Here is a 15,364-nt window from a genome sequence, read left to right on the forward strand (position 1 = left end):
ATTTATTTCCCCGTTTCTATTTTATTGGATAAATGGTCTTTTTCTTCTACCATGACATGCTGATCGTATAAATTCGCCTTGGATACTCTAGGTTTAAGAGGTTGGTTTTCTTTTAAAGCCTGATTCCATGATTCACTGATGTCCTTTAAAAGTGTTAAAACGTTTGTAGCCGTGATGACATCTTTTTTCAGGTTTGCTGCAATGATTTCATCTGCCATATAGTTGTAAACTGCGTCAAGCTGATCTGCCAGAATCCCGCTTTCATAATTCAATCCCGCACCAAGGCGCTGAAGAATATCATTCACTCGCTGAAATAGCTGATTGGCTTCTATGTAGTTTTGATTTTCTATTTCCTGAATGGCTTTTTCCAGTTTCGTAATGGCTGCCTCATACAATAAAGAAGTCAGCTCCTGAGGTGATTTTTGATAAATAAGTTCTTTTGATAAAAAGTCCATCGTTTCCCCTCCTGCTACTTTTTTTATCGGGAGAAATAAAAAATGATTAATAGGTAAATGCTCATTTATGCAAAAAAGGTCCGAAAGTGCATGGCTACACATTCGAACCTTTTTAAATATTGATTCTTTACTTTTAATACTGTTTCTCCATTTCTTCTATTAATATAAGAATTTCAGCGATGACAGAATACAGCTGTGGCGGAATCGTATCCCCAAGGTCAATATCAAGTAAATCAGACAAAAGGCTATTATCCTCTTCCAGATGAATATTGTGTTCTTTAGCTAACGCAAGAATCCGCTCGGCAAGCGCTCCACTTCCCTGCGCTACAACTTGAGGGGATCCTTCCTTTTCATCGTAGCGGATCACCGCAGCCGAAGGTCCGTTTATCTTTCTTTTTGCAGCAGGATTAAAATAATGAGGTCTCATACTGAAAAATCATATCCCTTCTCTGTCATAAACGGTACTGATTTTTGCGCAGCACTTTCAATTGAATCCGGCAAAACTTCAGGTGTCAGTTTTCCAAACTGTAATTGCTGGACATGGTAGCCGATTTCTCCAAGTCGTTCCTTGGCGAGTTCAGTGATGGGCTGCATTTTCTTTTCAAAATCAGGCTGGTCGTTTTTCATTTTCACATTCAAATTCCGGTCAGAGACGTTGAGTGAAACACCGATTTCGCCCATTTTCTTCGTATCGAACAGGAAGTACAGACTACAGTTTTCCCAGTCAATTTTCTGACTGCCGTTTTTCGACTGCATATAGACTTTAAAGCTTTCAACTTTTTCTTGAAGAATAAATGGCAGCGTCATGACCATACTCTGAAGTCCGGTTGAATCCGTCTTACTCAAAAGCTGTTGCCCTGTCAGCTGGTTATTCATTGCATCCATTTTACCGCCTTCACCCTGAGCCATTTTCATCAGCATGGCTTTTAATGAGTGCGCAAGCTGTTCCTGTCCCTGTCCGCGGGTAAGTAAGGAGTGAGCCTGCTCATTTTCAAAAGTCATCCCCATATTCCTCACATGCTCATAAGCACTGCGGGCACTAGGCTCTGAATAAAGCTGCTGCAAAGAATGCTGTAAATTCAAAGCTGTCTGCTGCTGAAGAGAAGGTGGATTTAATTGCATGATCTCTTTCGATACGAAATGCTGGACTTTCACATCTGATGGCTTAAATTCAATTTTCTCCATCATCGCTTTAATTTCTGATGTAATCCTCGAAGCTGCAGCAATCTCACCTTTTGCCAAAAGCTTTGAAGCTTCAGCCAGCTGCCCGCTCGCTTTCATCAGCTTTTTCTCAGTTTCCATATTCGTATAAAGCATAAAGTCGCCTTTTAAAATGGCGTTATCAAGCATTTTAATGGTTGCTTCAAGCATCGGTTTTGCCTGTTGGAGAACCTGCTGCTTCGACTGATTCGCATTTAATTGAATATAACTGAGATTTCTCGTGATATCCTTTTGAATATTTTTAAAATCAATGGCTGCCTGCGACATTTTCTCGCTAATTCTTGTGACAATGACATCTCTTGATTGAAACGGGATGGAGTTAATCAGATCCTCTGATAAAGAATAGCTCTCTGCATTAAAAGATGCGATAGGATGAACGGCGGCCAAGCCCTGTAAAACCTGCATCAACTCCTGACGTGCCTGTAGTTCAAGTCCTTTTAATGCAGCCTGATCTGCTTTGCCAAAAGCCGTCTGAAGCATTTCTTTTTCAGCCGTCTTCCATTCAGGCATTTCCGATAAAGATTTTATGCTGTTAATGACTGTTGAAATATCTGGTATTTTTTTAACAGACTGAATTGCTTCCAACAGCTTTTCCCCCGCGCTTGAAGCTGATGAATCCGAGGGTTTAATCATCACCAAAAGTTTAATCGCATCATTTAAGAATTTCTGAGCTTCGGGTGAATTCAACAGCGCATCTCTAAAAGTATTTTGAATCATCTGGGCATCCTGCTTTAAATCTCCTGATGATTGAACTTGCTGTATCAATTGCTTTACTGACGCTGAATTTTCAGGATTCATTAATTGTGTAAGCGCCTGAATCAACCTTTGTCTTGCTGCATCCTTAAGCTGGTTTGCCGTAATATTTGGACTGACACTACCCGAACCTGTAGGATTTACAGATAAAGTAATTCCAGCCTGTTTTAGAAGATCTGCAACCCCCGATTGAAGAGCAGATTCCCGAAGAGCAGCATGAACGGCATTTAAACGATCTGCAGTAATCGGCAGATTTTTTGCGATAAGAGCTTCGAGCGTACCAAGTTTTTGCGCAACAGAACCATCTGCTTTAGACATAAAATTTTTCAAATCAGCAAATGTCTTTTTATCAATAGGTATGCCTTTTTCAGAAATTAACGCAAGAGCTGACTTTAAATCTCCGGAAACAGGCTTTCCATTATTGAACTGTGCGGAAAGATGATCGGGTCCATTTCCTGAACTTTTCTGAGGAGCTTCATGAATCTGTTTCACCACAGGTTGACCGTCTTTAAAACCAGTAACCTCAAAAGATCCTCGTCCTTTATCAGAAATGACACCATCTACTTTAACTGAAAAATCCTGTCCTTTTGCCTGTAATACAGCCTCCCCTTTTTGGGATGTACTTTTTATATTGGCTGTAAACAGATCCCCTTGTTTTAATGTGGTGTCTTTGGCAGTCTGACCTTGTTTGTTCACTAACAGATCAACATTAATTTTCATTCATGAAGCCCCCTTTCAGGCATAAAAAATTGCCCATAAATGAGCAATTTTTTCAGGATTTCCGATAATATTTAAGAAGATCTAAAGCAGTTTGAGAAGGGTCTGACTTATAAGTGCCATTCTCCACCTGAACCTTTAATTTATCCACCCGGGACTGTCGTTCTTCCTGAATGCGATTATTTGATTGAAGTTCTTTTGCTGTATTCGAAATTTCAACTTTATCCGATACCTTCTGCCTGTTCTGCTCAGTCTGATCTAACTTAGCCTGCTGACGTTTATACGGGTTAACCGGATTTTGGTGAAAAGGATTGATTTTCATATATCTCACCTGCTTTCATAAAATGATCTGTTTGTCATGTTACTGATTATATCGGTATGTAAAGACAAAGTTAAAGGCACATAGGACAAATTAGAAAAATAGTCCCATGCGCCTTCTATTAACGATCCCTGTTTGATAGATACGTACTCTTGCCTGATTTTTCAACAGCTTCTCTAAAAGCCATATTCGAATCATGCTGTTTTAAATCATCTTTAATTGAATCAGTACACGTCCGGCAAAGTTTCCCCTGCGTGATAAGCGTTCCGCAGTTATCACACGGATAACCGAGCCCCGGAAACTGTGCAGGATGCAGACGACGCTTGCGTACCCACTTATGAAGCAGGGATGAATCCGCTCCTGTAGCTTCTTCAATCCGATCAATCGTGGCAGCACGGTTCTCACGCTGCCTCAGAAAGCGGTAAACAACCTCAAACAGCTCCTCCTCCTGTTTATGACAGGCAGGACACACATCACGCAATCCGTTATAGTTAAATATAGCATCACATTTCGGGCAATTACGCAGTTCAGCCATTGAAAAGCCCTCCTTCGATTCTTTTCTTCAGTATATATCAAAAGAGGGATAAGTGGAAGGAGGGTTATAGGTCTTTATTAGTAACATAACACTATCAACGTCCAATCGTCAGTGAATAAATTGAGCCTGACCCTCCCTGTTTTAATGTCCATGCTGCATGACGAATGGTTGACCCTGTCGTGTACAGATCATCAACGATTAAAATGGACTGGCCTGTAAGATGCTGATCCGTTTTAAATGGATTTTGCCCGGTATGTCTGTCTCTTTTATTCTTTTTTGCCTGTGACCTGCCCTGATCATTCATCCGCTGAAGAAACGGCCGAAAAGGAATTCCAGCTTCAGCCAAAAAAGCTTCTGTCTGATTGAATCCCCGTTCTTTAAGCTTTTGTTCACTAAGAGGAACAGGTACAATCAAATCTATTCCTTTTAATTTTTTCACAGTCTGTCTGATTTCTTTCTGGAAGCATCCAGCTAGAGCATAGTCACCGCTGTACTTCAGCGTCTTTATTAATTCCTTCAGTTCATCATTGTATTCATAGAGCCCAAGGTTTTTAACGAGCACATTTCCGTAAATCGGATGCCTCGTCCACCTCTCACAATCTTCACAAGCGTCTATCAATGATTCCATTTTCCGTGAGCAACGGCTGCATTTTTGATCATCATCAATTCTGACCAGCTTTCGTCTGCACCTTCCACAAAACGGATCGGGATCAGGCGGTGAAAACAGGTCTGACCAGCCAATATCTATAACCAATCTCTCGTGACATACGAGACACCTCATCGTCGGAACCCTTCCTTCAAAAAGCCAAGCTTTCCCGCTTCTTCATTCATGCTATTAATCTGCCTGATCGCTCTCATCATATGATTCGTGAGCCCACAGTGAAAAAATGTCACATTGCCTGCCGGAAAATTCCGATCCCGTCCCACCCTTCCAGCAATTTGCACGAGCGCACTGTCTGTAAAAACCGCTTCATCAGCCCCCACAACTGCCACATGCACATCAGAAAAAGTTACGCCTCTCTCTAAAATCGTCGTCGTCAACAGTACCTTCACCTCTCCGTTTCTAAACTGCATCACCTTTTCACTGCGTAACGGATCCTCTGCGTGAACAGACGGAATCCCAAGAATACGTGCGTAATGCTCCATCGATTCAACGTCCGGCATAAAAACAAGTGCTTTTGGATGTGCAGAAAGCCATTTGATTAAAGCAGGATCGACCCTGTCTTTTTTGATTGACTTCTTCCAGTTGCCGAGCCATTTTGTTTGTGGAACCGGCAGCGGATGACCGTGATAACGTGACGGAATGCGAACAATCCGGTCTGATTTTATACTTCTGGAGGGAGTAGCGCTCAGGTAAATGAGAGTAGAATCCGGTTTACGTGCATTTTCCACGGCTTTTTGAAGCGATTGATCAGCAGAATAAGGGTAGGCATCCACTTCATCAATGATCATCACATCAAACGCATCGCGAAAACGATACAGCTGGTGAGTCGTGGCAATGGTCAGGTGGGCAAACGACTGCCGGTCCTCGCTGCCTCCATACAGGGATTCAATATCAGCTGTCAGGAAAGCCTGCTTTAACCGCGGGGCCAGCTCCTGTACAACATCACGCCTTGGTGTAGCAAGACAAATACGGAGTCCGAGCCGCATCGACTGCTCGATCGCTGGAAACAAAATCTCTGTTTTCCCCGCTCCGCATACAGCGTGGACAAGTATGGATTTTTTGGATTCGATAGATTCTTTTAAAAGATGAGTTGCTTTTAACTGAGGAGGTGAAAAGGTGCCTGACCAATGAAGGATCGGTTCTTGAGGAGGCTTTTTTTCGTAGGGCTGATCATTCCACAATAGAATGAACGAGCACACTGAGGATTTACCAACGCTGATACAATTGCGGCAATACGTACAGTTTTTCCCGCATTTAGCGCATGGATGACTGCCAAATAAATATGATTTTGTGTTTCCGCATCGCATACATGTTTTCTTTTGTATAGAGGGTTCTTTTTGGAGTGTGGAAAAGTCTTCATCGGGGAATGCTGCTTTGACTTCGCTTTCTAAAAGCTGTCTTCCCGTGAGGTGGGCCTGGAGAGTGAACATGGGGACCTCCTTGTTTGTTTTTGAACTTAATAGAAAAAGGGGGAGAAATATCTAGTTGATTGCAGCGCAAGGCGGCGACTCCAGCGGGAGGAAGCCGGAAAGGTGAGACCTGGGCTCACCTCCGGCCCCGCGGAAAGCGTCCGCCTGCAGCGGAAATCAGCGGTTCAGAAATTACTTCTTCATCCACCCGAGCCCCATCGATCCTTCCCCTAAATGGGTGCCGATCACCGGACCGAAGTGGCTGATGCGGAATGATACGTTTGGAAGCTCAGCGCTGATCTCATCTTTCCACTCAACCGCTTCCTGTTCGCGATTTGCATGGATGATGACTGCCTGAAGCGCCTCATACTTTTGCGCATCCTCTTTTAAAAGATCTACAATCCGCTTCATCGCTTTTTTACGCGTACGGATTTTTTCAAACGGTTCTATTTTTGTATCAACAAAGTGTAGCAGTGGCTTGACCTGTAACAGACTACCAATAATGGCCTGTGCATTGGACAGTCGTCCTCCACGCTGTAAATGACTAAGATTATCCACCATAAAGTAAGCACGTGTTGTCTCTTTCAATTCATTTAATCGATCAAGAATCTCTTTTGCTTTTGCTCCATTCTGCGCCATTTCTGCTGCTTCAATGACAAACATCCCCTGCACCATACAGGAAATTTCCGAATCAAATGGGTAAACAGCGATCTGATCCACCATTTCTCCTGCCTGAACTGCGCCGCTGTAAGTACCGCTAATTCCGCTGGACAAATGGATGGAAATCACCTCATCGTGATCTTTAGAAAGCTCTTCAAAGAGTGCCGCAAATCTCCCTACAGGCGGTTGCGAGGTCGTTGGTAAATCGCCGTCCCCACGGACTGCATCATAAAATTCATCGGTTGTCAGGTCAACCTCTTCTTCATAAGTTTCTCCATTAATAATGACACACAAAGGAACCATGTGGATGGATAGCCTCTCACGCAGTTCTTTCGGTATGTATGCCGTACTGTCTGTCACAATCGCTGTCTTCATCCAACCATCCTTCTCTATCTCTCAATTCTTCATCTGATATGAAGTTTCGTATATGACACTTGTCATATCCTATTCTATCTTAAGAAGGTGGAGCGTGCATTAATTTTGTGAATCAGAATAGATCGGTTTGTCAGAGAATGAATGGATCATGATGATTTAATCTGACCGGATTTACACCCTGTGTTTTAAAATCTTTTCACGGTAAAACGTTTCACATTCCTTTAAGGACATCGGTTTGAAATAGTAGTATCCCTGCATATGACGGCAGCCGTTTTCCTGCAGAAAGTCCCGCTGTTCAGCCGTTTCAACCCCTTCTGCTAAAACATCAAGATGCAGGCTGTCAGCAAGTTTGATAATGGAAACGAGGATTGCTTCCCCTTTTTGATCAACGTGAATCTGATCCGTAAAATGCTTATCAATTTTTATTTTATCCAGTGGAAATCGATTAAGATAAGATAATGTTGAATAACCGGTGCCAAAATCATCAATCGCCACCCGGATCCCCAGTTCTCTCAAACGCTCAAGCGACTGAATGCTTTCAAGATGGGAAAACAGCTGAATGTTTTCTGTGATTTCAATTTCGACCTGGTTATAGGAGATCTCATGTTTTTGTATCACTCCCTCTAAAAACCGCATAAATGAGCGGTTTCTAATGAGCATGGAAGAAATATTAAAAGCGATCGTTCCATCAAAATGATAACTCTTCTTCCATTGTGCAAACTGTGAAAGACAGGTATCAAGCTGATGCCTGGTCAGTTTATCCATCATGCCTGACGACTCTGCAATCGGGATAAATTCGGCAGGAGAAACAGTTCCAAGAACAGGGTGTTCCCACCTGGCCAGCACTTCAACACCTGTAATCCAATTATTCAGTGAATCCACCTGAGGCTGAAAGACAAACGCCAGCTCGCCACGCTCCACAATTTTTTTCAATTCCTGCTGAATAATTAAATCCCTCGATATACTTTGATGCATCGCAGGATCATATCGTACTGCCCGAAGCTGCTGCTTCTTTTTTGCTTCATACATGGCAATATCCGCCTTATCAATGAGCGTGTCCGTTAACCTTCCATCCTTCGGAAAAGAACTGACCCCTACACTTGGATCCACATGAATGTCAGGACAGTTTTCAAAAATGAAGGCTCGATTAAATGTCCCTATGATCTGATTCCCGATCGCATCAATATCTTCATCATTCAGTTCTTTTGGAACAATGATTAAATACTCATCTCCGCCAAGACGAGTTACCTCCGCTTCTGCTCCCATACATTTCTGAAGCCGCATACCCACCTTCACAATTAGCTGATCACCAATATCATGACCGTAGAGATCATTGATAATTTTAAACTGGTTAAGATCAATAAAGAAAATAGAAAATGGTTGATCAGATGCTGCGTATTGCTTCATGCATTCGTATGCATACCGTCTGTTTGGCAGCGCTGACAAATAATCTGTGTGAGCAGAATGCCATAAAGACTGCTCCATTTTCTTCATTTCATTGATATTCCGAAAGTAAACAGAAATGCCACCCTGCCTGTTTGGATAGACATGTACCTGATACCATTGATCCCTCGGTTCAAAATAAGCTTCGAACTGAATGGACACCTGATCATTAAATGCCTTCAAATAATTTTCTTCGAATTCACTGCCTAATAAACGCGGAAACTCCTTCCAGATATTTTTCCCGATCAATTCATTACGATGACAGCTTAAAAATTTTTCCGCTTCGCGATTTATGTAGATCATTCGCCATTTGTGATCTACCGAAAAAAAAGCGTCATTCATTCTTTCCAGCACATCCATTGCAGATTCATTCACTGTCAGAGGCTGATTGGACACAGTCAAAAATGACAGAACAGATTGATCGTTCAACAGCATAAATGTCATTTCTCCACTCCTGCCTTCTGTGAAGGATACAGGAATTTTAAATTCATGATGCTGATTATCTTTAATGTCTGATAATAAAGAGGAATGAAGGTGATCATCATCTTGAGGGGCTCTCATATCCTGATCACAAAGACAAGGAAAAAGCAGATCCCACCCATTATTGCTTGCAAGTTTTTTGCCTCTATCGCTGTAAATACAAACAGGTATCTTTATTAGATCAACCATGTCCTGGTACATAAGGTATCACTCCAATGATCTGAAATAAGTAAATAGAACTACTTACTATATCGGTCAGCAAATAAATATTTAAACATTTTTTACAATAAGAGGCTGAATCAACTGTATACTCGAGTTGATTCAGCCTTTTTTCATAAATTGTTAACTTTGTGCCTGATATTCGCTTTTTTCTCTCATTGAAATGTAACCGTGTTCATTTTGAGCAGCCTCAAATGATTGATAATTTTTTTCAAGTACTTTTTTGTTTTTTCCAATTTCAAGAACAGTACCTTCAAAAGCATGGTTCCCACGGATAAAGCCACCTGCTGATACACACAGATGAGTAGGGGTACCACTGACTGCTCCCGCTTCATTGAAGACGATCCCACGTTTCGCATGGGCTTTCCCACCTCTGAAACTGCCGTTTATTACGATCGTACCTTCAGCTTCAAGCTGAGCATTCACACAGCTGTCACCTTTAATGGTAATATCTCCGGCTGAAGTCAGCTCACTGTTAATCACGCTGAGACATTCAATATCACTCGGCTTACTTTCATGGAAATGCTGCATCAATTTATTCAGATCAAACATCAATTCTTCAAGGTCCCTGAAATCAACAGACGATTTGCTTGTCTGGAGAAAAAACTGATACAGGTTCTCCATTACTTTTTGAAACGGTTCCGGAAATTCCTCGCGGTCATGATTAGAGATCTGGTGAAGCGACTGTACTGATCCTTTTAATCCCTTGAAATTTGCATCAATCAAAAGCTCCAGAATCGGGGCAACGCCTCTGTTTAATTGCTGAATTTCAAAATACTTTGCAGATCCCTTCACCTGTTGCAATGTTAAATCCAATCGGTTCAGTTCATTATTAATGATCACAATCAGTTCACCGGCCTTTTTAAACCGGTTTTCATGACCAGTTGTCACCTGAGAAGTAATAATGTGTCCTTTAATGATGACTGAATCTCCCGCCAGACATGTTGCCTGATTAATACTTTTATTAACGGTAATATCCCCACTGGCCTCTACTTTCATGCCGGTCTGCACGCTGCCTTTAACTTCAACATTTCCTTTATAGACAATGTTACCGGACTCAAGACCAACATCCCCATCTACAAAGAACGTATTTTCCACACCAATTTCATAAGAATGTTTTTTCTTATTAATTGAAGGACGTCCAGCTATCTCAGCAACGATCAGGGAACCGTCCACTCTCACTCCTGATTTAAGAATATAGCTGACAGGATCAGGGTCTTTCGGCTGCAGAGGCTGTTTGAAAATATCATACCCTGCGGTTCCAGCGACGGGCTCCTTCACTTCTCCAATAATATCTCCGGCTTCCACAGCAGGAAGTGTATTGCGCTCGCGAAAATTGATTTTTCCTTTTTCATCTGAAGTGAATATTTCTTTAATTTCAGTCTGAATTTGAAAATCAATGAAGCCGTCAACGCCTGCTACAGGGTGTAACCCTCCCGCAATTTTATGTCTTCCTGATACAGGGTTAGACAGAATTTCATTAACCAGGTTTTCATCGATATCAACCTTAATATCTCTTTGACGCAGTTCTGATGTCAATTCTTCCAACGATAAATCAGCCTGATTCATGGTACGCTCAGTAATCCGGACATTTAAATGACCTGACGGCGGAGCATCTTCGAGTATCCTTTCGATCACAACTTTTGGAGATAAGGAAAGGTAAACTGTCATATTCAATTCATCTGTCTCAATGGACCATTTTTGCGGCATGACTTCAGATTGAAGTTTAATACGATAGCTGTGTCCTTCCTTCAATGTTACGTTTTTCTCAGGCAATTCTATTTCGTCCTGAATAATGACTTCATCGTGCGGAATGGTTAAAGAAGGGGAATTTTGACTTGAAGCATTAAAATGAAGCTGTCCGTTTTGTATCCAGACTAATCCATCCTGTGAGGATAAATGAGAAGTATTATTCATGTTGTCTCTCACTTTGACTTCGATTTTTACAATCGCCTTTTTTGTTAAAAAGAAACTCTTTTGAGGCTGCTGAATAATCGTAATTTCCACATTTTCCTTTGAAGCATTTAATTTCTTTAATCCTGACTCAATCGCCTCTTCGACCGTTCTCCCATTCGAGAGTATCGAATCCATTTCCTGTCACATCCTTTTCATTTATTATGACTTTATACCTTTTATACACACTCCTTTCTGTAATAAAACATGACTTTTTTCACCATAATTATAATTCTAAATATTCAAAAAATCAACTGAATTACAGAAAATATAAATATTGATTTATATTAAATACTATGAATTATACATGTCATTTTTTATGAAACAGAATTGACGATTATGGAGAAAACTCATTCTCGTCATCCCCTTTTTACTGCACTTGTATTTTTAATAGGTAACAGTTCTTTGGAGAATGTGTAAAACACCCGTTAACTCTTCGTTTTTAAGCATAAAAAAGAAGCTGTTTTTATCGATTCACAGCCTCTTACGGATCGATTCATACGATCGATCCTATACACATTATTCTAGGGAAATACTGACAATCGCAATATCATCTTTCCGATTGAGTTCAGAAATCATTGCTGCAAAATGGGTGTAGATATCATCAGCTTTTCTCATTTCTGAAATAAGGAAATTTTCTCCTTCTGACAGCCTCATGGATAATGAGTCTGTTAACCCATCAGTATAAAGCAAAACACTGGTTTTGTCTGTCCATTGCACCGTTGCACTCTGTACATTCGGGTCAGTCAACAATCCTATCGGTACGAGCGAACTTTTCAGCAAGGTTACCTGATTGCCATCTATCAGCAGGCCACTCGGATGTCCCGCATTAAAATAGGATAATGTCTTCTGTTTCGTATCAATTAAAAGATAAATACCCGTACAGAAGAAATTCCGGTATCCCTGACCTGATTTGAAAAACAAATGAAATTGCTTATTCAGCTCCCAATATACTTTTTCAGGGTCCTTACATTCCGTCACAATCCTTTCGAGCATAGAACGGATTGCCATACTGATCATCCCCGATGAAAGACCGTGACCCATAATATCCAGCAAAATAATCCCTGTCCGGTGCTCATCAATCTTATACCATGCATATAAATCTCCAGACAGCTGATCCGATGCCAGATAAAACCCTTTTACGGTTATGAGATTCTTCATAATCGGATCAAGCAGCACTCTTCTCTGAATTGTTTTTGCCATCTCTAGTTCTTTTTGCTGCCGCAGTTCCATTATTTTTCTTTCCGTGACATCAAAATGTGTAATAATGGCTCCAAAAATGTTACTGCTATCCGTTTCTGAAAGTGCCGTTACATTCATGGAAAACCATTTTTTATCACGAATTGAATGACATGGGTATTCGATTTGAATGTTTTCCATTTCGCCATTCAGTACCTGCCTGATCGATTCCACGGTTTGGTTGTCACAAACGGCGAAGTAGTCAGCTCCCGCTGAAAGCTTTTCCGGATCACCGCCATTTTCCTTAGCGTACTTTTTCCACGCTCTATTCACTTTTATAATCAGACCTGATCGATCAATGATGGCTACGTGGTGCGTTAAAGATTCCACGATAGTCTCACTGATTTTCTCCATTGAAGACATTGCTCCATTGTTAAAAACGGGATCGCCGCGACGCATATTTTTACTGCCCGCCGCCCCGCTCATCGGATAAATGTATTCCTTCCAAGTATTTCAGGGATCTGCAACAGCTCAAACACTTCCATTACATCTTCTCTTACCCGTTTGATATAGACACCTTTCCCATCAGCTTTAAGAGACTGAACGAGCGTTAATAACAGCCCCATTCCTGAAGAATCAACAAATCGCACATCCTGAAATTCAATCGCAATCCGTTCATAATTCTGTAAAAGATCTGTCAGCTCTATTTCAATTAATTCTGTTGTATCAATATCAAGGTCCCCCTCAAAATAAACCGTTGCAGATGGGCCGGTATTGTCAATCTTATAATTCAGCATGGTTTTCCTCCTCTCATGATCAGCGAAGTTCAATCATTCCACCAGCATTCAGCCGTGCTTTCAAACCGGAATAATCCTGTGTCAGAACGACTTTACGATTCCCAATGCGAAGAATGGTTCCTTCCAGTGCATTGCCGATTTTAATGACCGCACCCGATGGCACAGCCAGATTGGTCGGTGTTCCGCTCTCAGCACCTGTTTCGCCTATGTATATTCCTTTTTCAGCATAGGCTTCTCCTCCACGCAATGAGCCATTAATCGTCATAAAGCCTCCCGAATGAATACGTGAATGAATACAACTCTGTCCACTGATATAGAGATCCCCTCCTGCATGAATACGGCTGTTCAGTACGTTCATACATTCAATTGATGATTTCGATTCATCAAACATCTCCGACTCTTCATGCAATGCACCAAGATGGTGTGATAAATGAGTGAAAACATCAATGGAAACGGCTTTCGTTGATAAAGTTAAAAACAGGGAAGAAATCTGTTCAGCTGTTTCCTTCCATCTCTCGTCATCAAGCTGAGCTTTCCCTTCACGTACGAGCTGAACGTACAGCTTGGCGCGAGGTATAAAGTCGTTAAATTTCTTTTCAAGTAAAATACGGACAAGAGGCTGGAGGCCCCCCTTCGGAAAGTCGGTTGTTTTAAAGCTTGGAGAATTGATCAGCTGAATAATGACCGCTATAATCCGGTCTACGTCCTGCTTCAATACCCCTGTCAGCATTGAGAGCTTTGACGTAATCATATTATTTTTTCCGGCTGATACGTCGGAGGCTGTGATATTGCCAGCAACGATAATCGAACCGGTGGCTGTACAAACCGATCCCTGAATGTTTTTCCCAATTACTAAATTCCCCTGCGCCTCCACTTTCATTCCGGTATCAATCTCACCTGTAATTTCAATATCCCCTAAAAAAGAAATATTGCCCGAAGAGAGATTGACATCTCCGTTGTGCAGTAACTTAGGCATAATTGAAATCTTCACCAGCTGACCTTTTGATTCAATATGAGGCCGGCCAAACTCTTTTGCAACAATATGATCTCCGATTAGCTTAACACCTTTTCCAAGCCGTAAAACGATTGGAAACACAGGTTTTGGAGAGAGAGATTCACTGTACACGGAATAGCCGGTTGATCCTTCTTCCGGCGGGTGAACGACTGCAATAATTTCACCCGTATCAATCATCGGGAACACCTTTGTTTCCCTGAAGTTCACTTTGCCGTGCTCTCCCTCTTTTAACCCTTCCTTTACATCTGTATCTACCTTCAGTTCCAGCCAGCCGTCTTTTCCTTCTGAAGGAGCTACCCCTCTGGCAATTGTGTAATCAGATGGTTCACCATTTCTCATTGCCCTGAGTAACTCAATGTGATCAATGTTTTGGAGGATTGACCGTTCCTGCATCGCTTCTTTAACCATCGCTTCTGTTAATGTCTGTTTGATTGTCCGATCTTCTGAGTAAGTGAGCGTGATCTGTGGAAGCGGGTCTAAATCATCTACTGTCCGCTTAATGATATATCCCGGATTCACATGTAAAAATGCTTTCAGCTTATCCGGGCTTACTTCCAGAGACCATTCCGTGTCTTTTTCCTCATCAATTGCTGCAATTCTGTATTCATCTTTTGGCGAGAGAATATATAAAGGTTCTTCAATCAATTTCTGATTCCGGTAAAGCCGGATCCCTTTTGGTATAGATACCACCGGGAGCTTTTCTGTACCGGGATTCATCATCAGCTTTCCATCCTTCACCCAGACAGAACCATTCTTAAGCAGCAGCTCTTCACTCGAATGATCGGCTGTTTTTTTGACTTCAGGCTGCCGGATTTCAATTTTGTCTATATCCAGCCCGCTGACAAATGATTCTGCTTTGCTGAACCAGTCATCTGACTCTTCCACCACATGATCTGCAGGTTCTTTCAGATCATGACTTTCCCGTTGAGCAGGTATCGGCGTGTCCACTGTTACAGCTGTTTCAAGCTTTGTCAGACGAACAACCGCCTCTTTTGAACCTATTTTCATAAACCCCTTCGATGGAGCCTGAAGTATTTCAATATTGACCTCTTTTTTCGTGACCTCCATCAGATCAATGCCAACCTGAACCGCTTCCTGAATACTTTTACCCTTGGCTACAACACTTTGCATAATTGTCACCTGCCTGTATCAATTTAAGTAGCGTCTGCG

At 41.7% G+C, this 15,364-nt stretch carries 13 protein-coding genes; all 13 read right to left on the bottom strand.

Annotated elements, in window-relative coordinates:
- Positions 1 to 2: 2 nt before the first annotated feature.
- Positions 3 to 455, bottom strand: coding sequence for a flagellar export chaperone FliS (gene fliS, locus H7968_RS00495; protein WP_227394297.1), 453 nt, complete (start codon positions 453 to 455; stop codon positions 3 to 5).
- A 133-nt stretch (positions 456 to 588) separates the two neighbouring features.
- Positions 589 to 882, bottom strand: a complete 294-nt coding sequence (locus tag H7968_RS00500; protein WP_227394298.1) for an EscU/YscU/HrcU family type III secretion system export apparatus switch protein — start codon at positions 880 to 882, stop codon at positions 589 to 591.
- A complete protein-coding gene (locus tag H7968_RS00505; RefSeq protein WP_227394299.1) occupies positions 879 to 3,149 on the bottom strand; it encodes a hypothetical protein in 2,271 nt (756 codons plus the stop codon). The genes H7968_RS00500 and H7968_RS00505 overlap by 4 nt, the downstream gene beginning before the upstream one ends.
- Before the next feature lie 52 nt (positions 3,150 to 3,201).
- The gene (flgM, locus tag H7968_RS00510) at positions 3,202 to 3,468 is read right to left on the bottom strand and encodes a flagellar biosynthesis anti-sigma factor FlgM (protein WP_227394300.1); all 267 of its coding nucleotides are present in this window, start codon (positions 3,466 to 3,468) and stop codon (positions 3,202 to 3,204) included.
- Positions 3,469 to 3,586: 118 nt separating this feature from the next.
- Positions 3,587 to 4,000, bottom strand: coding sequence for a TIGR03826 family flagellar region protein (locus H7968_RS00515; RefSeq protein ID WP_227394301.1), 414 nt, complete (start codon positions 3,998 to 4,000; stop codon positions 3,587 to 3,589).
- 94 nt (positions 4,001 to 4,094) lie between these two features.
- The gene (locus H7968_RS00520; RefSeq protein WP_227394302.1) at positions 4,095 to 4,781 is read right to left on the bottom strand and encodes a ComF family protein; all 687 of its coding nucleotides are present in this window, start codon (positions 4,779 to 4,781) and stop codon (positions 4,095 to 4,097) included.
- Positions 4,778 to 6,094, bottom strand: coding sequence for a DEAD/DEAH box helicase (locus H7968_RS00525; protein ID WP_227394303.1), 1,317 nt, complete (start codon positions 6,092 to 6,094; stop codon positions 4,778 to 4,780). The genes H7968_RS00520 and H7968_RS00525 overlap by 4 nt, the downstream gene beginning before the upstream one ends.
- 171 nt (positions 6,095 to 6,265) lie before the next feature.
- Entirely contained in the window at positions 6,266 to 7,108 is an 843-nt protein-coding gene (locus H7968_RS00530) for a DegV family protein (protein ID WP_227394304.1), read from the bottom strand.
- Between the two features lie 171 nt (positions 7,109 to 7,279).
- Positions 7,280 to 9,232 carry a sensor domain-containing protein gene (locus H7968_RS00535; RefSeq protein WP_227394305.1) on the bottom strand — a complete coding sequence of 651 codons (1,953 nt, stop codon included), beginning with the start codon at positions 9,230 to 9,232 and terminating at the stop codon, positions 7,280 to 7,282.
- 141 nt (positions 9,233 to 9,373) lie between these two features.
- Entirely contained in the window at positions 9,374 to 11,341 is a 1,968-nt protein-coding gene (locus H7968_RS00540; protein ID WP_227394306.1) for a FapA family protein, read from the bottom strand.
- Positions 11,342 to 11,722: 381 nt separating this feature from the next.
- Positions 11,723 to 12,796 carry a SpoIIE family protein phosphatase gene (locus H7968_RS00545; protein ID WP_227394307.1) on the bottom strand — a complete coding sequence of 358 codons (1,074 nt, stop codon included), beginning with the start codon at positions 12,794 to 12,796 and terminating at the stop codon, positions 11,723 to 11,725.
- 68 nt (positions 12,797 to 12,864) lie between these two features.
- Entirely contained in the window at positions 12,865 to 13,179 is a 315-nt protein-coding gene (locus H7968_RS00550; protein ID WP_227394308.1) for an STAS domain-containing protein, read from the bottom strand.
- A gap of 19 nt (positions 13,180 to 13,198) precedes the next feature.
- A complete protein-coding gene (locus tag H7968_RS00555; protein ID WP_227394309.1) occupies positions 13,199 to 15,325 on the bottom strand; it encodes a FapA family protein in 2,127 nt (708 codons plus the stop codon).
- Positions 15,326 to 15,364: the final 39 nt, after the last annotated feature.

Origin of the sequence: Jeotgalibacillus aurantiacus, from assembly GCF_020595125.1 — a bacterium.
Classification (GTDB): Bacteria; Bacillota; Bacilli; order Bacillales; family Jeotgalibacillaceae; genus Jeotgalibacillus; species Jeotgalibacillus aurantiacus.